Below are 22,341 nucleotides of genomic sequence, written 5' to 3' on the forward strand. Positions count from 1 at the left end.
CCCACGACCACGTCCGTCCTGAATGGAAGGTCCGACGATGAACACAGTCCAGCCGCGGATGCGGCCGGTGCTGGACGGCCTGCCCGTGTTCCGGCCCGGGCCGGTCGCGCACGCCGCCGACGGCCACGCGTACCTGCTCGCGGCGAACGAGTCGCCGCAGGGGCCGCTGCCGTCGGTGGCCGAGGCCGTCCGGGCCGCCGTCGGTGAGGTCAACCGCTACCCCGACGGCGCGGTCACCGGCCTCACCGGCGACATCGCCGGCCGGCTGGGCGTGCCCGCGGATCGGGTGGTGGTCGGCGCCGGCTCGGTCGGCGTCGCCCAGATGCTCTTCGCCGCGGTCGCCGAGCCGGACGCCGAGGCGGTCTTCGCGTGGCGTTCCTTCGAGGCGTACCCGACCCTGGCGAAGCTTGCCGGCATGCGCCCGGTCGCGGTGCCCCTGCGCGACGAACGCCACGATCTCGCCGCGATGGCAGCGGCGGTGACGCCCCGGACCCGGCTGATCCTCGTCTGCAACCCCAACAACCCCACCGGAACGGTGGTACGGCGCGCCGAGGTGGAGGAGTTCCTGGACCGGGTGCCGGCGGACTGCCTGGTGGTGTTCGACGAGGCGTACCGGGAGTACGTCCGCGACACCGACGTGCCGGACGCGCTCACCCTCGACCGGCCCAACGTGGTCGTCCTGCGCACCTTCTCGAAGGCCTTCGGCCTGGCCGCGCTGCGGGTGGGATACCTGGTGGCGCACCCGGCGGTCGCCGAGCGGGTGGCGAAGACCCGGCTGCCGTACAGCGTCAACCACCTGGCGCAGGTCGCGGCGCGCGCCTCGCTGCTGGCCGAGGGCGAGCTGCTGGCGCGGGTCGAATCGACCGTGCGGGAGCGCGAGCGGGTCCGCGGCGCGCTGCTCGACGCGGGCTGGGCGGTGCCGGCCAGCGAGGCGAACCTACTATGGCTGCGGCTGGGCGGGGCATCGGCCGACTTCGCTGCGCGGTGCGCCGCGCAGGGCGTCAACGTCCGCGCCATCGGCGACGAGGGCGTTCGGGTCTCCGTCGGCGACGCGCGGGAGAACGACGCCTTCCTGGCGGTCGCCACGGCCTATCCGCACCGCACCGACCCGGCCGCAGCAGTCGACCAGCAACGAGGAGCAACCGCATGACCACACGGACCGGCGTGGACTTCTACTTCGACCCCGTCTGCCCGTTCGCCTGGGTGACGTCGCGATGGATCCTGGAGGTGGAGCAGCACCGAGACATCGACGTCCGGTTCCGGGTGATGAGCCTCGCGGTGCTCAACGAGCACCGCGAGATCGAGCCCTGGTACCGCGAGTTCTGCGACCGGGCCTGGGGCCCGGTCCGGGTCGCCGTCGCCGCGGCGCAGCACGCCGGCGAGGGGGTGCTGCGCGACCTGTACACGGCGATGGGCACCCGGATCCACCCGCAGGGCAACAAGGACCACGCGGTCGTCATCGCCGAGTCCCTCGCGGAGGTGGGCCTGCCCGCCGACCTGGCCGCCGCCGCGGACAGCACCGAGTTCGACGAGGCGCTGCGGCAGAGCCACCGCGACGGCATGGAGGCGGTCGGCGACGACGTCGGCACTCCGACGATCCACCTGGAGGGCACCGCGTTCTTCGGGCCGGTGCTCACCTCGATCCCCCGCGGCGAGCAGGCCGCCCGGTTGTTCGACGCGGCCCGGGAACTGGCGGCGTACCCGTCCTTCTTCGAGCTGAAGCGGTCGAGGAACCGGGGCTTCGACTTCAGCTGAGCAACACACCCGAACGTCGGGGCGGGACTGGCCACGGCCGGTCCCGCCCGACGTTTTTCTGTCCGTCAACCTTATGGAGCAGGCATGTCCGGCATCGAGAGGCTCTACGTCTTCAAGCCCACCACGCCGCAGGCCGACCTCGACGCCTGGGTCGCCCACCTCGAGCTGCACGGTGACGAGACGGCGGCGCACCGGCTGGGGCCCTCCCCCGTCATCGTCTCCACCGGCCCGGCCCGGCCGTCGCCCGCCACGCTGCGTCTCGCGGCGCCGACGGCCGTCGTCCAGTCCAGCGGGGGGTTCCGGCTCGGCCGCCGCGAACTGCGCCCGGCCGGCACGGTCGTCTCGATCGGCCCGACCGACGTCGGCGACGGGCGCATCGCGGTCTTCGCCGGTCCGTGCGCGGTCGAGGGCGCCGAACAGCTCGGCACCGTCGCCCAGGTCGTCGCCCGCTGCGGCGCGGTGGGGCTGCGCGGCGGCGCCTTCAAGCCGCGCACGTCGCCGTACGCGTTCCAGGGCATGCAGTGGTCGGGCCTGGCCCTGCTGGCGGACGTCCGCCGCAGCGTCGGGCTGCCGGTGCTGACCGAGGTGGTCGATCCTCGGCACGTCGAGCAGGTGGCCGTGGTCGCCGACGCGCTGCAGATCGGCGCCCGGAACATGCAGAACTTCGAACTTCTCCGCGAGGCCGGCGCGACCGGCCTGCCCGTCGTGCTCAAGCGCGGGTTCGGGTGCACGGTCGACGAGGTGCTGTCGGCCGCCGAGTACATCCTTGCCGAAGGGAACGATCAGGTGATCCTCTGCGAGCGCGGCATCCGGACCTTCGAGCAGGCCACCCGGTTCACCCTGGACATCTCCGCGGTGGCGCTGATGAAGCAGCGTTCCCACCTGCCCGTCATGGTGGACCCGAGCCACTCCACCGGGGTACCGACGCTTGTCGAGCCGGTGGCGCTCGCCGCGGTGGCGGCCGGCGCGGACGCCCTCATCATCGACGTGCACACCAATCCCGAGCGGGCCCTCTGCGACGGCAAGCAGGCCCTGCTGCCGGCCGACTTCGCCGCCCTGATGGGCCGGATGGAGATGCTGGGCATGGGGCTGGGACGTCCGATGAGCGCCGTCGGCACCCTCGCCGTCGACGAGGCGCCGGCCACCTCGGCAATCCCGGCGAGATGACCACCGCGGACATGCCGGCGGGGGCCAGGACCGAGCGGGACCCGGGCCCCGAGGGCGCCGGCCGGACCGCCCGCAGCCTGCCCGACCTGCTCCTCGACCAGGTGCGGGCCCGGCCGGAGAGCCTCGCGGTCATCGCCGACGCCGCCGGCCTCACCTTCCGCGCGCTCGCCCGGCGCAGTACGGCCGTGGCCCGCCACCTGCGGCGGATCGGGGTGCGCCCGGACTCCTGTGTCGGGCTGTTCGGGGACCCGTCGGTCGAGCTCATGGTCGGCGTCTGGGGCATCCTGTTCGCCGGCGGCGCCTACCTGCCGCTGTCGCCGGAGTACCCGCGGGACCGGCTGGCGTACATGATCGAGGACTCCGGCGCGGCGGTCATCGTGACGCCACGCCGCCTGCGGGCGCAGGCCGCCGCGCTGGCACCGCACGGTACGACCGTCGTCACCGTCGAGGACCTGTGGCTCGGTTCGACCGCGGCGGACGAGTTCGAGATCGGGCCCCGGCCGGATCAGCTGGCCTACGTCATCTACACCTCCGGCAGCACGGGAAAGCCGAAGGGTGTGATGATCGAGCACGGCGCCATCGTCGGTCAGCTGCGCTGGCTCGAGCAGACCCAGGGCATCGACCGGCACCGGATCGTGCTGCAGAAGACCCCGCTGAGCTTCGACGCCGCGCAGTGGGAGATGCTGGCCGCGGCCTGCGGCAGCCAGGTCGTCATGGGCCCCGGGCTGTACCGGGACCCGGAGCGGCTGATCGCCGCCGTCGACGCGCACGGCGTCACCACCCTGCAGTGCGTGCCGACCCTGCTGCAGGCGCTGCTGGACACCGGGAAGCTGTCCGGCTGCACCTCGCTGGTGCAGGTCTTCAGCGGCGGGGAGGCGCTCTCCCGGCACCTGGCCCGGCGGTTCGTCTCGGCCCTGCCGGGATGCACGCTCACCAACCTGTACGGCCCCACCGAAGCCACCATCAACGCGTCCGCCTTCACCGTGGACCGGCGCAGCGTCGCCGACGGCGCGGCGCGGGCGATCCCGATCGGGACGCCCGCGCACGACACCGAGTTCTACCTGCTGGACCGCGACGGCCGCCCGGTGGCGCCCGGCGAGGTCGGCGAGATCCACATCGGCGGCGTGCAGCTGGCGCGGGGGTACCTGCACCGGCCGGAGCTGACCGCGGAGAAGTTCGTCGTCAACCCGTTCCGCGCGGACCGCGGCCACGACCGGCTCTACCGCACGGGCGACCTCGGCTCGTGGAACGCCGACGGCACCGTGCAGTTCGCCGGCCGCACCGACAACCAGGTGAAGCTGCGCGGCTTCCGGGTGGAGCTGGACGAGATCCGGCTGGCGATCGAGACCCACGGCTGGGTCCGGCGCGCGGCGGCGGTGGTCCGCGACGACCCGCGCACCGGGTCGCCGAACCTCGTCGCGTTCGTCGAGCTCAACCCCAGAGAGGCCGCCCTGATGGACCAGGGCAACCACGGCGCGCACCACCTGTCCAAGCAGGGCCGGCTGCAGACCCGGGCGCAGCTGTCGAACGACGGCTGCCGGACGGCCGCGCAGCTGCGCGGCAAGCCCGTGGTCGACCTGCCCGGCAAACAGCCCAGCGCGCAGCAGTGGCGCCGGGTGTTCGCCCGCAAGACCTACCGCTTCTTCGACGGTGGTGAGGTCACCAAGGCCGACATCCTGCGCCTGCTGGGGCAGCGGGTGGCCGGCGCTCCGGGCCGCGACGTCGCGACGCTGACCGGCGCCGGGCTCGGCGAGATCCTGCGCTACTTCGGACAGTACGTCAGCACCGAACGGCTGCTGCCCAAGTACGGCTACGCCTCACCCGGTGCGCTCTACGCGACGCAGCTCTACCTGGAGATCGACGGCGTCGCCGGCCTGAGGCCGGGCTTCTACTACTACCATCCCGTGCGGCACCAGCTGATGCTGATCCGGGCCGCGGCCGGGTCGGCGCCCGCCCGGCTGCGCGTGCACTTCGTCGGCAGACGGCGGGCCGTCGAGCCCGTGTACCGCAACAACATCCAGGAGGTCCTGGAGATCGAGGCCGGCCACATGGTCGGCCTCTTCGAGCGGGTCCTTCCCCGGCACGGCCTGGACATCCGGGCACACGGGTACGCACCCGGGGTGCGCGAACACCTGGAGTGCGCCGAGGACGACCACTACCTCGGCACGTTCGAGGTGGTGCCGTTCGCCGGCACCCGACCGGAGCACCCGGCCGACGTCTACGTGCAGGCACACCCGGGCAAGGTCGGCGGGCTGCCCGCCGGCCTGTACCGGTACGCGGACGGCGCGCTGGAGGCCGTCGGCGACGACATCGTCCTGCAGCGCCACGTCATCGCCATCAACCAGCAGGTCTACCGGCGCTCGAGCTTCGGCGTCTCGCTGGTCAGCAGGCCGCCGGCCGGCTGGCTCAGCTACCTCGAACTCGGCCGCCGGCTGCACCACCTGCAGTCCAACGACGCGCGGCTGGGCCTCATGTCCTCGGGATACAGCTCGAAGACCGGCGACGACCTGCCGTCCGCGCAGCGGCTCGCGGCCATCCTGCACGCCCGCGGCCTGCCCGTCGGCCCGTCCTACTTCGCCGTCGGCGGGCGGGTCAGCGACGAACAGCTCCGCAGCATCGGGATGAACGAGGACGTCGTGCACATGAAGGGCCCGACGGAGATCATCCGGGACGACCTGATCACCTTCCTGCCCGACTACATGCTGCCGAACCGGGTAGTCGTGCTGGACCGGCTGCCACTCACCCCCAACTCCAAGATCGACACGGTGGCGCTGGCGGGGCTCGAGCTGCCCGCCGAGCACGCCGCCGACCGGCCGCACATCGCACCGCGTACGCCGACCGAGGCCCGGATCCGCGACATCTGGAAGCAGGTGATGCGGCGCGCCGAGGCCTCGGTCCGGGACGACTTCTTCGCCTCGGGCGGCGACTCGCTGATCGCGGTGAGCCTGATCAACCGGATCAACCGGCAGTTCCGCAGCTCGCTTCCGCTGCAGGTGCTGTTCGAGGCGCCGACCATCGAGCAGCTCTCCCGCCGGGTCGACGACGGCACCGGGCGCCGGCCGGCCCGGTTGGTGCCGCTGCGCCCGGAGGGCACCCGGTCGCCCGTCTTCTGCTGGCCCGGCCTGGGCGGCTACGTGATGAACCTGCGGCCGCTGGCCGAGCGGGTCGAGCTCGACCGGCCGTTCTTCGGCGTCCTGGCGTACGGGATCAACAAGGGCGAGACCCCGTACGCGGGGCTCAGCGAGATGGCCGCCGCGGACATCGAGGTCATCACCCGGGTCCAGCCGCAGGGGCCGTACACGCTCTGGGGGTACTCCTTCGGTGCCCGGGTCGCGTTCGAGGCCGCCTATCAGCTCGAACGCTCCGGCCGGCAGGTGGAGAACCTGTTCCTGATCGCACCCGGCTCGCCGCAGGGCGCGGCACGCGGCGCGGCGCGGGGCGGCCCGCCGAGCTACGCCGACCGCACGTTCCTGGCGATCCTCTTCTCGGTCTTCGGCGGCACCGACACCGGTGCCCGGGTCGCCGAGTGCCTGGACACGGTCGTCGACCGGGCCGGCTTCATCGCGTTCGTCGTCGACACGTTCCCGCACCTGGACGCCGACCTGGTGGCCCGGATCGTGCGGATCGTCGAGCAGACCTACCCGCTCGACGATGCCTCCGAGGCCGGCGTTCCGCGCCGGATCGAGGCGCCCGTCACGATCTTCCCGGCCCGGGGCGACGCACCGTCGCCGCTGGCGGACCCCGGCCGGTACCCGGCGCGGGCCCCCGAGGTCATCGACCTCCCGGCGGATCACTACGGCGTCCTCACCGTGCCCGGCGTCGACGACCTGGCGGCCGCGGTCCGGCACCGGCTGGGCGTCGAGGCCGCTGCCGGGCGCTGAACCACGGCGCACGCCGGCCGCCTGCAACACAGCCAACTGACAACCGCGGCACCTCTCGGCCGTCGGCCGTGCTCAGCAACGGCCGACCGGCCCTGCCGACCCTGTAGGGAGACCGAATTGCGCAGCGCTGGTATAGAGACGTACGACGACGTCGGTCCCCTCGACATAGGTGTGGTGGGTGCCGGTCCGCGCGGCGTGTGCGTGGTGGAACGGCTCTGTGCCAACGCCGCGGACCTGTCGCGTGACATCGTGGTGCACGTGGTGGATCCGTTCATCGAGACCGGCGGTCGAGTGTGGACGAGCACGCAGTCGCCCACGTTGCTGATGAACACGATCGCGTCGCAGGTGACGGTGTTCACCGACGAGTCGGTGACCTGTGCCGGCCCCATCCGCCCCGGGCCCAGCCTCTACGAGTGGGCCAAGGAACTGCTGCTGATGGAGCCGTTCGACGAGCGCCCCGAGCAGGTGCTCGCCGAGGCCCGGACGCTGGGCCCGGACTCGTACCCCTCGCGGGCGTTCTACGGCCACTACCTGACCTGGGTCCTGAGCCGGATCTGCCACACCACGCCGCCGGGGGTGACGATCCGCCGGTACGCGCAGACCGCGACCTCCCTCGACGAGGAGGCCGACGGCACGCTGACGCTGCACCTGGCCGACGGGTCCACCGTCACCCGGCTGTCGGCGGTGGCGCTGGCGCAGGGCCACGTGGACATGCCGCCCGGGCCGCAGGAACGCCGGCTCGGCGACCTCGCGGCCGCGCGGGGCCTGACGTACGTGCCGCCGGCGAGCCCCGCCGAGGTCGACCTGAGCGCCGTGGCGCCGGGCGAACGGGTGGCGCTGCGCGGGCTGGGCCTGAACTTCTTCGACTACGTGGCGACGCTGACCTGCGACCGTGGCGGCCGTTTCGAGTCCACCGGCGGCGGCCTGGTCTACCGCGCCTCCGGGCACGAGCCGGTGATCTATGCCGGGTCCCGGCGGGGGGTCCCGTACCACGCGAGGGGCGAGAACGAGAAGGGCGCGTCCGGGCGGCACCAGCCGGTCTTCCTGACCGGCGACGTGATCGAGCGGTTCCGTGCCCGTGCCCGGGCGGGGCGACCGGCGACGCTGCGTGCCGAGGTGTGGCCGCTGATCGCCCGCGAGGTGGAGCTCGTGTACTACGCGGCCCTCGTCGCCCGGCAGGACGGCCGGGCCGCCGCGGACGCGTTCCGCTCCCGGTTCATCGAGGCCGGCGCGGACAACGTGCCCGGGCTCCTGCGCGACGCCGGCATCGGCGAGGACCGGCGCTGGGACTGGTCGGCGGTGGCACACCCGCACCGCGGGCGGCAGTTCTCCTCGCCCGCCGAGTTCCGGGGCTGGCTGCTGAGGCTGCTCGGCGACGACGTGGCGCAGGCCCGCGGCGGCAACGTCAGCGACCCGGTCAAGGCCGCACTGGACGCACTGCGGGACATCCGCAACGAGATCCGGCTCATCGTCGACCACGCCGGGCTGACCGGTACGTCCTATCGGGACGAGCTGCGCGACTGGTACACACCGTTGAACGCATATCTGTCCATCGGGCCGCCCGCCCGCCGGATCGAGGAGCTGATCGCACTGATCGAGGCGGACGTCGTACGCGTGCTCGGCCCCGGCATGCAGGTGCGGGCCGGCGACTCCGCGTTCCTGGTCGGCGCGTCGGCCGTCACCGGCTCGCAGGTCGAGGTAGGGACCCTGATCGATGCCCGGCTGCCCGTGGTGGACATCCGGCACACCGAGGATCCGCTGCTGCGCAACCTGATGCGATCGCGCAGGTGCCGCACCTACTCGGTGCCCGACGCCACCGGCGGCGGCTACCAGTCCGGCGGGCTCGCGGTCAGCGGCGCCCCGTACCACCTCGTCGACGACGCCGGCGCGGCCAACCCCCGGGTGTTCGCCTACGGCGTGCCGACCGAGACCGTGCACTGGGCGACCGCCGCCGGTGCGCGGCCGGGTGTCGACTCGGTGATGCTCGGCGACGCCGACGCGATCGCCCGGGCGGCCCTGTCCGTCGCGGTGCCGCCGGGGCTGCGTGCCGGGCAGGCCGAGGTCGGCGGCAGCGGGCGGAGCACGTGGTGAGCGGGCGTCCGCCGGGTACCGACGCGGGCCTGCTGGCCCCGGTCTGGGCCGGCACCCGCGCCGCGGACCTGGTCAGCGACGAGGCCTGGCTGCAGGCCATGCTGGACGTCGAGGTCGCGCTGGCCCGGGCGCAGGCCCGGCTGGGCGTCATACCGTGGTCGTCGGTGACGGCGATCTCCGCCGCCGCCCGCGCCGAGTCGGTGGACCTGGCCGCGCTGAGCGCGCGGTCGCGCGGCGCCGCGAACCCGGTGGTGCTGCTGGTGCAGGTGCTCGCGGCGCAGGTCAGCCGGATCGACCCGGCGGCGGCCGAGTTCGTGCACCGGGGCGGAACCAGCCAGGACGTGCTGGACTCGGCGGCGATGCTGCTCGCCGCGCGGGTCCTCAAGGCGGTCGAGGACGACCTGGTGCGCTGCGCCGGCGCGATCGCGGCGATCGCGGACACGCACCGGCACACCCCGATGGCCGGGCGGACCCTCACCCAGCACGCCGTGCCGATCACCTTCGGGCTGAAGGCGGCCGGCTGGCTCACCCTCGTCCTGGACGCGCTGGACCGGGTGCGCCGGCTCACCGCCGACGGCCTGCCCGCGCAGCTCGGCGGGGCGGCCGGCACTCTGGCCTCCTATGTGGAGTACGCCGCGACCGCGGGCCGGGGCGCCGCGGGCGGCGCACACGGCCTCGAACTGACCGCCGTGTTCGCCGAGGAGCTGGAGCTCACCGAACCGGCGGCGCCGTGGCACGCGCTGCGCACGCCGCTCGCCGACATCGGTGCGGTGTCCGCCTTCGTCACCGGCGCCCTCGGCAAGCTGGCCCTCGACGTGCAGGGCATGTCCCGTACGGAGGTGGCCGAGGTCGCGGAGCCGGTCGCCGAGGGCCGGGGCGAGTCGTCGGCCATGCCGCAGAAGCGCAACCCGGTGCTGGCCACCCTCATCATGTCGGCGGCCCGCCAGGTGCCGGCGTACGCCACCGTGCTCGCCCAGTCGATGCTGGCCGAGGACGAGCGTTCGGCCGGGGGCTGGCACGCGGAGTGGCAGCCGCTGCGCGAGTGCCTGCGGCTGACCGGCGGCGCGGCGGCGACGGCCGCCGAGCTGACCGGCGGCCTGCAGGTCTTTCCCGAACGGCTGGGCCGCAATCTGGCGCTCACCGGGGGGACCATCGTCTCGGAGCGGCTCGGCGTCGTGCTCGCGCCCGTGCTGGGCAAGGCCACGGCCAAGAAGCTGCTCGCCCGCCTCGCGCTGACCGACGCGGCCGGCTTCGAGGACAACCTGCTCGCGGCGCCGGAGCTGGCCGGCAAGCTCGACGGGCCGGAGCTGCGGCAGCTGCTGACCCCGGCGCGGTACCTGGGCTCCGCGGAACAGATCGTGGACCGGGTGCTCGCCCGGTACCGGACGTCGACGGTCCCACCCGATGAATCCTGAGGGAGTACACCATGTCGCACGCACCACCCAAGGCCTTCATCCTGACGGGCGCCTTCTCCATCATCTGCCGCAACCCGCGCTACCTGACCGAGCTGGCCGCGCGCGGCCTCAAGATCCTGGTGATCACGGGTGAGGCGTGGCGGGAGCCGGCGCTCGCCGGCCTCGACACCCCCGGCCACCCGGCGGCCGCCATCGACGAGATCGCCTTCGTGGAGGGCGACTTCAACGTCGAGGGCGCCTTCATCGCGGGCACGGTCGCGGCGGCTCAGCAGTGGCGCCAGCGGTACACCATCGTCGGTGTCCAGTCGGCGGGCGAGACCGTCGTCGAGGCGACCGGGCTGCTCGCCGACGCGCTGGGGCTGCCGACGCCCGGGTTGCGGGCCACCCGGGCGTGCCGCAGCAAGTACCTGCAACGCTGGTACCTGCCGCAGTTCAGCCCGCCGTCGGTGGTGCTGCCCGCGGCGCGCCGCGCCGCCTTCGACGGCACCGGGGTGCGCTTCCCGGCCGTCGTGAAGCCGGCGGCCCGGCACTCCAGCTCCGGGGTGGTGGCCGTGCGGGACTCCGCCGAGCTCCTCGAGCAGTTGGCCGGCTACCCCGCGCACGAGACCGTCCTGGTCGAGGACAAGGTCGTCGGTCAGGAGTTCTCGGTGGAGTGCCTGGTGCAGGACGGCACCACGCTCCTGGCCTCGGTGACCCGCAAGGAGACGACGGAGGCCTTCGACAGCACGTTCGTCGAGGTGGCGCACTCGGTGCCGCACCACGTCCGCGGCGAATGCGACGCCCTCCTCCAGGCGAACCAGCGCATGCTCACCGCGCTGGCGTTCGAGGACGGCGTCGTGCACGCGGAATGGCGGCTGGACGACGCGGGACGACCCTTCCTGATGGAGGTGGCGGCCCGTACCCCGGGCGGCGGCCTCATGGTGCTCTACGAGCTGGTCACCGGCGTCCCGCTGGAGCCGGAGATCATCCGGATCGCCCTGGGCGAACCGGCCTCGTACCCGGCGCCGCGCCGGTACGCCCGTCAGGTGTACCTGCGCAACGAGCCCGGCATCCTCGAGGACGTGACCGTCGACTGGCCCGGCGTGCAGGCCACCTGGACCGGCGACAACGGCCCCTGGCCGCGGATCCCCGCCGGGCACCCGGACGACCCGCCGACGCTGCGCGCCGTGCTCGTGCTCAAGGACCGCGGCGCCGCCCTCGAGGTGCTGCGCAGCGCGGAGGACCGGGCCGTCACGTTCTTCATCGACGCGGCGACCCCCGAAGATCTTGATCAGCTCGAACGCCGGGTACGCGACGCGGTGAAGGTGCACACCGTCGTCCCCGCCGGGCAGCCGACGGGAGCGACGCGATGACCCGGGCCGTCATGGTGATGCCCTACCTCGACTACCTGCCGAAGGCCAGCCGGTGCGGCTTCGAGATCTACGCGATCTGGGATCCGAAGGTGGCCGCGAGGATCTTCGGCGACGCCGCCGAGCGGTACCTCGCCGACCTGGCCGACGCCGCGGTGACGCTGCGGCTCGCCGACTTCGACGACCCGGAGGAGTTCACCGGCGTGCTGCGCGACGCGGTCGCGCGGTTCGGCCCCGACGTGCTGTGCCACTTCGGCGCCGAGGAGAGCATGCTGCTCACCTACCGGGTCGCCGAGGAGTTCGGCCTCGCGGTCAACTCCCCCGGCTCGGTCCGGCTGCTCAACGACAAGCTCGCGCTGCGCCAGGCGCTCGACCGGCACGGCCTGTCCCCCGTGCGGTTCGCGCACGCGGACCGGTGGCAGGACGTGGCGGCGCTGCTCGACGGCTTCTCGCTGCCGGTCGTGGTGAAGCCGACCGAGTTGTCCGGCAGCCGCGGCGTGCTGCTGCTGGAGAACGCCGGCGAGCTGCCCGGCTGGGGCGCACTGCTCGAGTCCTACGGATACGCCGGCCCGGTGCTGATCGAGGAGTATCTGCGCGGCCCCGAGTTCAGCGTGGAGACCGTCAGCGTGCGCGGCGTCCATCACGTGATCGGGGTGACCCGCAAGCTGCTCGGCCCGCCCCCGCTGTTCGTCGAGATGGGCCACGTGCACCCGGAGCCGCCGTCGCCGGACACCGCCGCGATGTCCGAGCTGGTGGTGGCCATGCTGGACATCACCGGCTACCAGACCGGCCCGGCGCACACCGAGGTGAAGCTGACACCGGACGGTCCGCGGATCGTCGAGTCGCAGGCCCGGCTCGGCGGCGACAAGATCCCGCAGCTGGTCGGCCTGTCCAGCGGCTTCGACCTGCCACGCTCGATCTTCGAGGCGATGGACGGCGGGCCGCTGAGCCCGGCGACCGGCGACCGGACCGCGCGGATCCACTACTTCGACCTCCCGGTGGGAGTGCTGCGCTCGGTGCAGGGCCTGGACGCGGCGCGGGCGTGCGAGTTCGTGCACGACCTGAGCTTCCCGTTCGCGCCGGGCGATCCGATTCCGCGGATCGTGGACTGGCGCACCCGGCACGGCTACGTCATCGTCAGCGGCGCCTCGGCGGAGGACACCCGGCGGCTCGTGCGCCGGGTCGAGGACCTGCTGGACATCGACGTGGACACCGCCGGCACCACCCCGGCCGGCGCCGCCGGCGCCGGGGACAACCCACCGCAGCCAAGGAGGCCGGCATGCCGCACGTGAGCATCAAACACTTCCCCGCGGAGCTCAGCGAGGCGCAGCGGTCGGAGCTGATCGCCGAGATCACCCGGGCGGTGCGCAGCGCGTTCGGCTGCGACGAGGGCGTCGTGTCGATCGCGCTCGAGCCGGTCGACCCGGACCTGTGGAACGAGCGGGTCTACCAGCCGGAGATCGTGGGACACCGGGACCTGCTCTGCAAGCGACCGAACTACTGACCCAGGGCGGACGGTGGAGACAGTGCCAGCAAGCACACCGCCGGGCCTGCTCCGGATCCTGCTGGAGGACCTGCGGACCGTTCTGGCCCGCGACCCGTCCATCCGCAGCCTTCCCGAGGCCCTGCTGCACCCCACCATCACCGCGATCTGGGCGCATCGGCTCGCGCACCGCATCCACCGGCGGGGCCGGCGTCTCACCGCCCGCCTGCTGATGCTGCCGGTACGCGCGTTCACCGGCGTCGAGATCCATCCCGGCGCCGTGCTGGGTCGCCGGGTCTTCATCGACCACGGCGCCGGCGTGGTCATCGGCGAGACCGCGGTGGTGGGCGACGACGTCACGATCTACCACCAGGTCACCCTCGGCGCGCTCGGCTGGCGCCAGGACAACCTGCGCGCCGACGGGGAACGCCGGCACCCGGTGGTCGGCTCGGGCGTGCTGCTCGGCGTCAACGCCACCGTGCTCGGCCCGGTGACCATCGGCGCCGGAGCGGTGATCGGCGCGCAGGCGCTGGTCATCTCCGACGTGCCGGCCGGCCACCGGGCGCTGGCGCCGGTCGCCGCACAGACCGGCCGGTCCGGCGAGCGCCCGGCCGCCGACCTGCTGCGCCAGGCCGCATCGACCGGCTCCTGGTGAGAAGTCCGCAGTCAATCACCGTCGACAGAGATTGGGATCGACCATGCCCGTCCAGACGTCCACCGCGGAGATCCTCCGCCCCCGCATCGCCGACTCCATCGAGGATCTGATCGGCGGCACCCCGCTGCTCCGGCTGCCCGTCGACGGTGCGCCTCCGGGCGTACGGCTGCTGGCGAAGCTCGAATCGGCCAATCCGCTCGCCAGCGTCAAGGACCGGGCGGCGCTGTGGATGATGCGGGCCGCCGAGGCCGCCGGACAGCTGCTGCCCGGCGGCACCGTCATCGAGGCGACGTCGGGCAACACCGGTATCGCCCTGACCGCACTGTCGGCCAACCGCGGCTACCGGTGCGTGATCGTGATGCCGGACAGCGCCACCACCGAGCGCATCCGGCTGCTGCGGGCGCTGGGGGCGCAGGTCGTGCTGACCCCCCGCGAACAGCGTTATCAGGGCGCCGTCGACCGCGCCGAGGAGCTCTGCCGGCAGACGCCGGGGTCCTGGTTCGCCCGGCAACACGCGAACGCCGACAACGTGCGCGCGCACTTCGAGGGCACCGGTCCGGAGATCTGGGCGGACACCGCGGGCCGGGTGGACACCCTGGTGTGCGGGGTCGGCACCGGCGCCACGCTCAGCGGCACCGCGGCGTTCCTGAAGCAGCGCAATCCGGCCGTCCGCGCGGTCGCGGTCGAGCCGGCCGCCTCGCCGCTGCTGTCGGGGGGCGAGGCGGGGACGCACGCGATCCCCGGGATGAACGGCGGTTTCATCGCGGACACCACCGACGTCGACCTGATCGACGAGGTGCTGACCGTCACCGACGACGAGGCCATGGCGACCGCGGGCTGGCTGGCCCGCCGGGTCGGCGTCCTCGCCGGCATCTCGTCCGGCGCCGCGGTGCACGCCGCGCTGCGGGTGGCCCGGCGGCCGGGCGGCGAGGACGCCACGATCGTCGTCGTGCTGCCCGACACCGGCGAGCGGTACCTGAGCGTCTGGACGGAGGCGGACCGCTGATGGGCACCACTGCAGTTCCCAACCAACGTGAGGAGCAGGTGATGAACCCGGAGAGGACGTTGCTGCTCATCGGCGGCCGCGACGAGGCCCTGGTGCAGGCCAGGAAGCTCGGCCTGAACGTGCTGCTGCTGCAGCATCCGGACAAGATCACCGAGGAGCAGCGACAGCTCGCGGACATCGTCCGCGTCGTGGACTTCACGGAGTGGGCGCTGGTCGAGGCGGCGGCCCGGGACCTGTACCGGTTCCCCGGGTTCGCGGCCGTCGTGTCGCTCACCGAGCCGGGGCTGGAGCCCGCGGGCCGGCTCAACGACATGTTCTCGCTCGGCGGCACCGGCTACGAGGTGACCCACCGGATCCGCGACAAGTGGGCCATGCGCCGCCACCTCGCCGAGCGTGACCCGCTGGCGGTCGGCGCGGCGCTGCTGCGCGAACGCGCGGACCTGACGGAGTTCGGCGCGCGCCACGGATATCCGTTCATCGTCAAGCCCATCGACGCCACCGCCAGCGTCGGCGTGTGCTCCGTCGACGGCCCGGGCGACATCGACCGGGTGTGGGCGCACGTGCAGGGCCTGCGCGGCACCCGGACCGACCGGATCTCGACGATGTACCTGCTGCAGGACTTCATGATGGAGGAGTACGTCGACGGTCCGGAGTACAGCGTCGAGTCCTTCAGCTTCGCCGGCCGCCACGTGGTCGTGGCGATCACCGAGAAGTTCACCGAGGTCGGCCACTTCGCCGAGCTGGGACACGCGCTGCCGGCCCGGCTGCCCGAGGCGGTGCGGGAGCAGGTGCGCGACCGGGTGAGCCGCTTCCTCGACCTGATGGGCTTCGCCGACGGGGTGTGCCACACCGAGCTCCGCATCGACCCCTCCGGGCCGCGGATCATCGAGAGCCACAACCGGCTGGGCGGTGACGCCATCTCCGACCTCGTGGCGGGCGCGTACGGCATCGACCTGACCACGCTCGCCGTCGGCTGGCCGTTCCGGCTGGTCGACGAGCTTCCCGACCGGCCGGTGGCGCACGCCGGCGCGAGCACCCGCACCGTGATCGGCGAGCCGGGGCGGGTGACGTCCGTCAGCGGCGCCGAGGCCGCCGCCGCACAGGAGGGCGTGCTGGCCGTGCAGATCACCGCGGCACCGGGCGACACCGTGCGCGCGCTGCGCGACAACTGGGACCGGCTCGGCCTGGTCGCCGTCACCGGGTCGGACACCACGGACGCCATCGAGCGGGGTGCGCGGCTCATCCGCGACAGCATCGACATCCGGCTGGTGACCGCCGACGGCCGGCCCGGCCGCGCCTACCCGGCAGAGGTCGCCGGGCCGGCCGAGGTGCCGGTTCCGGCCGCGCTGACGGCGACGGCCGAGCGATGAGCGTGCTCCTGCTCCACCGCTTCCCGTTCGAGCCGTTCCCCTATCTGAAGTGGCTCGCCGACTACGACGGCGACATCGTCGTCGTCGCCGACCGGGAGAAGATCGAGTCCTCCGGGGAGCGGTTGCCCGACGGCAACCTCGGGTACGCGCACCTGGAGGTGCTGGACGACTTCGAGGGCCTTGCCTTCGAGCGGGGCCTCGACCTGGCGCGGAAGTTCGCCGTCACCCACGTGATCGCCCACCACGAGGGCGACGTGGAGACGGCCGCGCGGCTCAGGGAACACCTCGACCTGCCCGGGGCGTGGCCCGCCGACGTGGCGGCGTTCCGCGACAAGGTACTGATGAAGCGGCGCGCCCGGCAGGCCGGCATCGAGACCGCGGCGCACGTGCTGGCCCGTACCCCCGAACAGGCCCGGTCGTTCGCGGCCCGGCAGGGTTTTCCCCTGGTCGCCAAGGCCCGCGCCGGCTTCTCCTCGATCGGGCTGCGCATCCTGCCCGACGCGGACGCCCTGCGGGACTGTCTCGCCGCGGCGTTCGCCGCACCCGGCGAACCGGAGGTCCTGCTGGAGGGGTTCGTGCCGGGCCGGATGTGCCACGTCGACGGGCTCGTCGCCGACGGCCGCACGGTGCTGGCCTGGCCGTCGCAGTACCAGTACGACCTGGCCTCCTACGGCGAGGACCCGGGCGCCCGGGTGGACCTGACGCTGGACCCGGACGACCCGCTCACCGACCGGCTGCTGGAGCTGACCGACCGGATCCTTGCGGCCCTGAAGCCCGCCGGCACCCGGTTGCGCGAGCACGCCTTCCACGCGGAGATCTTCCATACCCCGGACGACCGGCTGGTGCTGTGCGAGATAGCCGTCCGGCCGGCCGGGGCGAAGGTACGGGAGGTCTTCGAGGTCCTGTTCGGCGCCAACCTCGGCGAGCTCGCCACCCGGGCCCAGCTCGGCCTTCCGCTGCCCGCGCCCGCCGACGGCGCACGCGGAGCCCGGCCCCGGCCCCGCGAGATGTCCGGCCAGCTGCTGATGATGAAGCGTCCCGGCCTGGTGCGTTCCGTGCCGGCCGCGCCCGAGCAGGCCTGGGTGCGGGGGTTCTGGCTCTACGCGCGGCCGGGCGAGCTGGTACCGAGCGCCAGCGGCTCCTCGGACTTCCTCACCGCCGTGGTCGGTTCCGCGCCGTCGCGGGCCGAGTGTGAGAGCCGGCTGCGTGACCTCGGTGCGCGTTTCGAGGCGCAGACGCGGATCGTGCCCGCCGGCGGGTGACGCTGCCGGGGCGCCGCGGCGCCCCGGCACCGGGACTACTCCGGGCGTACCACCGTGCGCAGCAGGCCCAGCACGGTGGCGATCCGCTCGCTCGCCTGCTCCGGCGAGTCGGCATCCACGACGACGTGCCCGTGCCGGCTGCCCGAGTCGGTCACCGTCGGAACCACGTCGCCCGGCTCGTACTTGAACGTCAGCGCGTGCACGAACGGCAGCGCCCGGATCTCGTCGAGCCCGTCGACCGACTCCAGCCGTCCCGCGCCGATGTCGAAGAACTCCACGCTGGCCAGCCGGTTCGCGACCACCGGTGTGACCTCCGCACCGCGCAGCGCCTCGAAGATCGCGGACTCCACGTCGAAACCGGTGGCCACCTCCACGAGCAGCGGGATGCGGTCGCCGCCGATCCGGGTCTGCGACTCCACGACGCGCGGCCCCTGCCGCGTCAGGATGATCTCGGTGTGCGACGGCCCGAACCGGTAGCCGGCCCCGTCCAGCAGCGCGACCACCAGCGCGGTCATGGCCTCGCGCTGCTCCGCCGGCAGCGGTGCGGGGTGCAGGTGGCCGGCCTCCACGAACTCCGCGGACGGCAGCAGCCGCTTGGCGGTGATGCCGATGATGTGGTGCCGCCCCGCCACGGTGAGCGCCTCGACGCTGAATTCCGGCCCGCGCAGCTGCTCCTCGACGAGCACCGGCCCGTCGTAGCCGTAGCGGGCCAGCTCCGCCGTCCACGCCGACAGCTCCTCGGCGTCGCGGAGCAGGCGCACCGCCCGGCTGCCGTCGAGCCCGGTTGGCTTCACCACGACCGGCAGGTCGAACCCGTCGAGCGCCGCCCGCACCCCCGCCGGCGACGGCACGGCGACCGTCCGCATCGGCGACAGCCCGCGGTCGTGGAGCAGCCGGCGCATCTCGGCCTTGTCGTTGATGGACCGCAGCGCACCGGGCGGGTTCAGCGCCAGGCCGAGCGCGTGTGCCTCCTCGCAGACCGGGAACTGGGTGTCCTCCCGGCCGAGGTGCAGGACGTGATCCACGCCGTGGCGGGCGGCCGTCTCGGCGACCAGCCGGCGCAGCGCCGCGACGTCGCTGAAGTCGGTGAGGAGAAACTCCTCGGAGAGGGCCTCGACCTCCTTGAGATAGTCGGCCGACTCGTATGTCGGATCCCAGATCGAATAGACCCGAAAGCCCTGGGCCATGGCCTTACGGACGAACTGCTGGTACGGCATGAGCATGAGGAGTCTGTTACCCGACACGTTGATTTCCTGTTCGCCTGCGAGTCGACCGGTCGTGCCCCGCCACTTGGGTGAACGCACCGGTGAGGCGGGTCGCGGCGGCGAGCACCACACCCGCCTGTCGCCACGGTAGTCCATCGTAGAGAAACATTGCCGCGCGTCCATCTGATACATTCACCGGCGCCAACTGGCGGACGTGCGGCTCATACCCTGTATCGACGAATTATCGACGGCGCATGAACAATTCGTTCCGCTCGACACATTCCGGAGGGTCGCTATGACCAACGTCCTCATGGTCGGCTTCGGGGAGGCGTTCCTCCACGCCGTCACCGACATGATTCCACCACGCAGCATCATCGTCCTGGAAGAGCCGGACGTCATCCGCAAGCGCGAGCTGTCCGGCAAGCTGGCCGACCTGCCCTGCGTGGCCGAGCTGGTGCCCGCGGTGCACCAGCAGACGACGGAGTTCCTCGACATGGCGGCCGACATCGCCGGCCGGTGGCCGGTGCAGGCCGTCCTTCCGGCGCTGGAGTACTCGGTGCCGGCCGCCGCGGCACTCGCCGCGAAGCTCGGCCTGCCCGGTGCGGGCGAGACGGCCGCGGCCGTGCTGCGCGACAAGCTGCGCCTGCGCGAGGCGGCGGCGCGCGGTGGGATCCGCAACCCGGCCTGGCGCGAGGTGCACGGGCCACAGGACATCGTGGACTTCGCCGGCGACCGCCGGGTCGTGGTCAAGCCCGCCAACCGGCAGGCCAGCGTCGGCGTACACCTGCTGGACCGGGCCGGACCGGCCGAGGCCGAGGCGGCCTGGCTGTCGATGACCGCGGACGCCGAGCCGCTCGTCCTGCCGGACCGGCCGCTGTCCTGGCGCTACCTCGTCGAGGAGCGGCTGATCGGACCGGAGTACAGCGTCGAGGCGCTGGTGCGCGACGGGCGGATCGTCTTCGAGAACGTCACCGCGAAGTCGGTCATCGCCGGCGTGCATCCGGTCGAGATCGGTCACGTGGCACCCGCGCCGCTGCCGGCGTCGACCCGCGCCGCGTTCGGCGAGGCGATGCGCGCACTCGTCGCGGCCACCGAGTTCGGCACCGGCATCCTGCACGCGGAGTGGATCCTCACCGACGACGGCCCCGCGCTCATCGAGTGCGCGGGCCGCAGCCCGGGCGACCGCATCGTCGACCTGATCGACCTGTCCTACGGCACCCGCCTGCGGCTGGCGCTGATCGAGCTGCTCGCGGGCTCGCCGCCGCCGCTACCGGCCGGACCGAGCGGCGGCGCCGCCATCCGGTTCCTCTCCGCGGCGCCCGGCGTGGTCGAGCGCATCGACGGGGAGGAGCAGGCCCGCGAACTGCCCGGCGTACGCGAGCTGCGGGTGGGCGTTGCGGCGGGCGCCGTCGCCCGGGTGTGGCGCAGCTCCCTCGACCGGCACGGCTACGTCATAGCCACCGGGGACGACGGCGCGCAGGCCGACTCCCGCGCGCAGGCCGCCGCCGGCACCATCCGGATCGTCACCCGATGAGCGCGCCGACAAACGCCGGGCCCGACCGGGAGCCGCGCGCCCGTCGTGGCCTCATGGCCTGGCTGGCCGCCATGGTGCCGAAGGGCCGCGCCGGGCGCCGGCTCGCCGTCTTCTCGCTCGTGGACTCGATCGGCACCGGCGCGTTCCTGTCCGTCTCGGCCATCTACTTCACCCGCTCGATCGGCCTGACCGTCGGCGCGGTCGCCTTCGGCCTCTCCCTGTCCGCCGCGGTCGGGCTGGCCACGGCGATCCCGGTCGGCGTGCTCGCCGACCGGTACGGTGCCCGCCGCATCCTGGTGATCGTCAGCTTCTGGCGCGCCGCCTGCTTCGGCGTGCTGCCCTTCGTGCAGGGCTTCACCGGCTTCATCATCGTGATGTGCCTGCTCGGCCTGGTCGACAAGACGGCGGCACCGCTGACCCAGGCCCTGGTCGGCCGGGCCGTCGAGGACTCCGACCGGGTCGGCACCATGGCGATCATCCGGACCCTGCGCAACGCCGGCTTCACCCTCGGCGCGCTGATGGGCAGCGCGGCGCTCGCAGTGGACGCGCGGCCCGCCTATGTGGCCGTGCTGCTGGCGAACGGCGCCTCGTTCATCGTCACCGCGGTCATCGTCGGCCGGCTCGAACTGCGGCCCGCCCCGGAGGGGCAGGAGCTACGCCGCAAGATCTCCCTGCGGGCGCTGCGGGACCGCCCCTACCTGACCCTCTCCGTCCTCAACGCGCTGCTGACCATGCACATGACGCTGCTCGGCGTCGGCATACCGCTGTGGATCGCGGCCCAGCCGCACACCCCCCGCACCCTCATCGCGCCGCTGTTCGCGGTCAACACCGTCCTCGCGGTGGCGTTCCAGGTGCGCGCAAGCCGCGGCTCGGAGACCCTGACCGGGGCGGCGAGCCGGATGCGCCAGGCCGGCTTCGCGCTCGGCGTGTGCTGCGCGCTGCTCGCGCTGGTGCCGCCGGTGCCGCAGCTCGCCGCGATCGCGCTGCTGCTGCTGGCGACGATCGCCCTGACCGCCGGGGAGCTGTTCCAGGCCGCCGGCGGCTGGGGCCTGTCGTACGAGCTGGCCCGCGAGGGAGAGCAGAACGCCTACCTGTCGGTGTTCTGGCTGGGCCTGAGCGTGCAGCAGATCATCGCACCGCTGCTGGTCGGATACATCCTGACGGTCGGCCCCGTCGGCTGGGTGGGGCTCGGCGCCCTGCTCGCCGTGGTCGGCCTGGTCGTGCCCCCGGTCACGCGCTGGGCCGCCTCGACCCGCCAGGCAGAACTGACGGACAACCACGACCCGGCAAAGGTGGCCACCTCATGACCGCAGCCATCACCACCAAGGCGCAGACCTTCCGCTCGTTGCACCGGCCCGGCGCGCCGGTGGTGCTGCCGAACGCCTGGGACGCGGCCAGCGCCCGGGTCATCGAGGACGCCGGCGCCGCGGCCATCGCCACCACCAGCGCCGGCGTCGCGTGGAGCCTCGGCGTGCCCGACGGCAACCACCTCAGCCGCGACCGGCACATCGAGGTGATCGCCCGGATCGCCGCCGCCGTCGACGTCCCGGTCACCGCGGACATCGAGAGCGGGTGCGCGGCGGATCCCGCCGGCGTGGCGGCCACCGTACGGGAGGTGCTGCAGGCCGGGGCGGTCGGCATCAACCTCGAGGACTCCAGCACCGACGGCGGGGGCCCGCTGCGGCCGGTCGACGATCAGACGGCCCGGATCGCCGCCGCCCGGCAGGCCGCCGACGCCCTGGGCGTGCCGATGTTCCTCAACGCCCGGATCGACACCTACCTGCACCGCGTCGGCGACGACGAGGCCCGCCTGGCGCAGACCCTGGCCCGCGCCTCGGCCTACCTCGCGGCCGGAGCCGACGGCATCTATGTCATCGGCGCCGCCGGTCCCGAGGTGGTGTCGGCGCTCGTCTCCGGCATCGTCGCGCCGGTGAACATCCTGACCGGCCCGGCCGGAACCAGCGTCGGCGAGCTGGCCGAACTGGGCGTCGCCCGGGTCAGTCTCGGCCCCTACCTGGCCGAGGCCGCCTACGCCGTGGCGCGCCGGGCGACCCGCGAGCTCCTCACGGCGGGAAACTGCCCGTCGCTCAGCGACGCCTTCACCTTCACCGAGCTCAACGGACTGGTCAGCGGGCACCAGGGGTAGGTGACCCGGCATGGTGGAGATG

At 73.3% G+C, this 22,341-nt stretch carries 17 protein-coding genes; 16 read left to right on the forward strand and 1 reads right to left on the reverse strand.

The window, feature by feature from the left end; translation table 11 throughout:
* The first annotated feature begins 37 nt into the window (after positions 1-37).
* The 13 genes from AB0B58_RS32035 (at position 38) to AB0B58_RS32095 (ending at position 17,434) form a co-directional block, all read left to right on the forward strand.
* The gene (locus AB0B58_RS32035) at positions 38-1,150 is read left to right on the forward strand and encodes a histidinol-phosphate transaminase (RefSeq protein ID WP_360231191.1); all 1,113 of its coding nucleotides are present in this window, start codon (positions 38-40) and stop codon (positions 1,148-1,150) included.
* A complete protein-coding gene (locus AB0B58_RS32040; protein ID WP_360231194.1) occupies positions 1,147-1,755 on the forward strand; it encodes a DsbA family protein in 609 nt (202 codons plus the stop codon). Before AB0B58_RS32035 ends, AB0B58_RS32040 begins: the two co-directional genes overlap by 4 nt.
* An 84-nt stretch (positions 1,756-1,839) precedes the next feature.
* Positions 1,840-2,922, forward strand: a complete 1,083-nt coding sequence (aroF, locus tag AB0B58_RS32045; RefSeq protein WP_360231197.1) for a 3-deoxy-7-phosphoheptulonate synthase — start codon at positions 1,840-1,842, stop codon at positions 2,920-2,922.
* Positions 2,919-6,803, forward strand: a complete 3,885-nt coding sequence (locus tag AB0B58_RS32050) for an amino acid adenylation domain-containing protein (RefSeq protein WP_360231199.1) — start codon at positions 2,919-2,921, stop codon at positions 6,801-6,803. Before aroF ends, AB0B58_RS32050 begins: the two co-directional genes overlap by 4 nt.
* A gap of 117 nt (positions 6,804-6,920) precedes the next feature.
* On the forward strand, positions 6,921-8,894 hold the full coding sequence (locus tag AB0B58_RS32055; protein WP_360231202.1) for an FAD/NAD(P)-binding protein: 1,974 nt from the start codon (positions 6,921-6,923) through the stop codon (positions 8,892-8,894).
* Complete coding sequence (locus tag AB0B58_RS32060; protein ID WP_360231205.1) at positions 8,891-10,309, forward strand: adenylosuccinate lyase family protein; 1,419 nt, start codon at positions 8,891-8,893, stop codon at positions 10,307-10,309. The genes AB0B58_RS32055 and AB0B58_RS32060 overlap by 4 nt, the downstream gene beginning before the upstream one ends.
* A gap of 11 nt (positions 10,310-10,320) precedes the next feature.
* Positions 10,321-11,661: an ATP-grasp domain-containing protein gene (locus AB0B58_RS32065; protein ID WP_360231208.1), complete on the forward strand. Its 1,341-nt coding sequence runs from the start codon at positions 10,321-10,323 to the stop codon at positions 11,659-11,661.
* Positions 11,658-12,950, forward strand: a complete 1,293-nt coding sequence (locus AB0B58_RS32070; RefSeq protein ID WP_360231211.1) for an ATP-grasp domain-containing protein — start codon at positions 11,658-11,660, stop codon at positions 12,948-12,950. Before AB0B58_RS32065 ends, AB0B58_RS32070 begins: the two co-directional genes overlap by 4 nt.
* A complete protein-coding gene (gene pptA / locus AB0B58_RS32075; RefSeq protein ID WP_360231214.1) occupies positions 12,938-13,162 on the forward strand; it encodes a tautomerase PptA in 225 nt (74 codons plus the stop codon). The genes AB0B58_RS32070 and pptA overlap by 13 nt, the downstream gene beginning before the upstream one ends.
* Before the next feature lie 22 nt (positions 13,163-13,184).
* Positions 13,185-13,796, forward strand: coding sequence for a serine O-acetyltransferase EpsC (epsC, locus tag AB0B58_RS32080; protein ID WP_360231217.1), 612 nt, complete (start codon positions 13,185-13,187; stop codon positions 13,794-13,796).
* A 43-nt stretch (positions 13,797-13,839) separates the two neighbouring features.
* Positions 13,840-14,802, forward strand: coding sequence for a cysteine synthase family protein (locus tag AB0B58_RS32085; RefSeq protein ID WP_360231220.1), 963 nt, complete (start codon positions 13,840-13,842; stop codon positions 14,800-14,802).
* A gap of 41 nt (positions 14,803-14,843) precedes the next feature.
* Complete coding sequence (locus tag AB0B58_RS32090; RefSeq protein ID WP_360231223.1) at positions 14,844-16,172, forward strand: ATP-grasp domain-containing protein; 1,329 nt, start codon at positions 14,844-14,846, stop codon at positions 16,170-16,172.
* A complete protein-coding gene (locus AB0B58_RS32095) occupies positions 16,169-17,434 on the forward strand; it encodes a hypothetical protein (protein ID WP_360231226.1) in 1,266 nt (421 codons plus the stop codon). The genes AB0B58_RS32090 and AB0B58_RS32095 overlap by 4 nt, the downstream gene beginning before the upstream one ends.
* A gap of 35 nt (positions 17,435-17,469) precedes the next feature.
* Here the strand turns inward: AB0B58_RS32095 and AB0B58_RS32100 are convergent, their stop codons facing one another.
* Positions 17,470-18,678 (reverse strand): ATP-grasp domain-containing protein, encoded by a 1,209-nt coding sequence (locus AB0B58_RS32100; protein ID WP_360231229.1) that lies wholly within the window; start codon positions 18,676-18,678, stop codon positions 17,470-17,472.
* Positions 18,679-18,934: 256 nt separating this feature from the next.
* On the opposite strand from AB0B58_RS32100, the gene AB0B58_RS32105 reads away from it, so the two are divergent.
* The 3 genes from AB0B58_RS32105 to AB0B58_RS32115 are packed head-to-tail and all read left to right on the forward strand — an operon-like array spanning position 18,935 to position 22,319.
* Positions 18,935-20,173 carry an ATP-grasp domain-containing protein gene (locus tag AB0B58_RS32105; RefSeq protein ID WP_360231232.1) on the forward strand — a complete coding sequence of 413 codons (1,239 nt, stop codon included), beginning with the start codon at positions 18,935-18,937 and terminating at the stop codon, positions 20,171-20,173.
* The gene (locus AB0B58_RS32110; RefSeq protein WP_360231235.1) at positions 20,170-21,480 is read left to right on the forward strand and encodes an MFS transporter; all 1,311 of its coding nucleotides are present in this window, start codon (positions 20,170-20,172) and stop codon (positions 21,478-21,480) included. The genes AB0B58_RS32105 and AB0B58_RS32110 overlap by 4 nt, the downstream gene beginning before the upstream one ends.
* On the forward strand, positions 21,477-22,319 hold the full coding sequence (locus AB0B58_RS32115) for an isocitrate lyase/phosphoenolpyruvate mutase family protein (protein WP_360231238.1): 843 nt from the start codon (positions 21,477-21,479) through the stop codon (positions 22,317-22,319). The genes AB0B58_RS32110 and AB0B58_RS32115 overlap by 4 nt, the downstream gene beginning before the upstream one ends.
* Positions 22,320-22,341 lie beyond the last annotated feature (22 nt).

The organism is Actinoplanes sp. NPDC049118 (assembly GCF_040648555.1).
GTDB lineage: Bacteria > Actinomycetota > Actinomycetes > Mycobacteriales > Micromonosporaceae > Actinoplanes.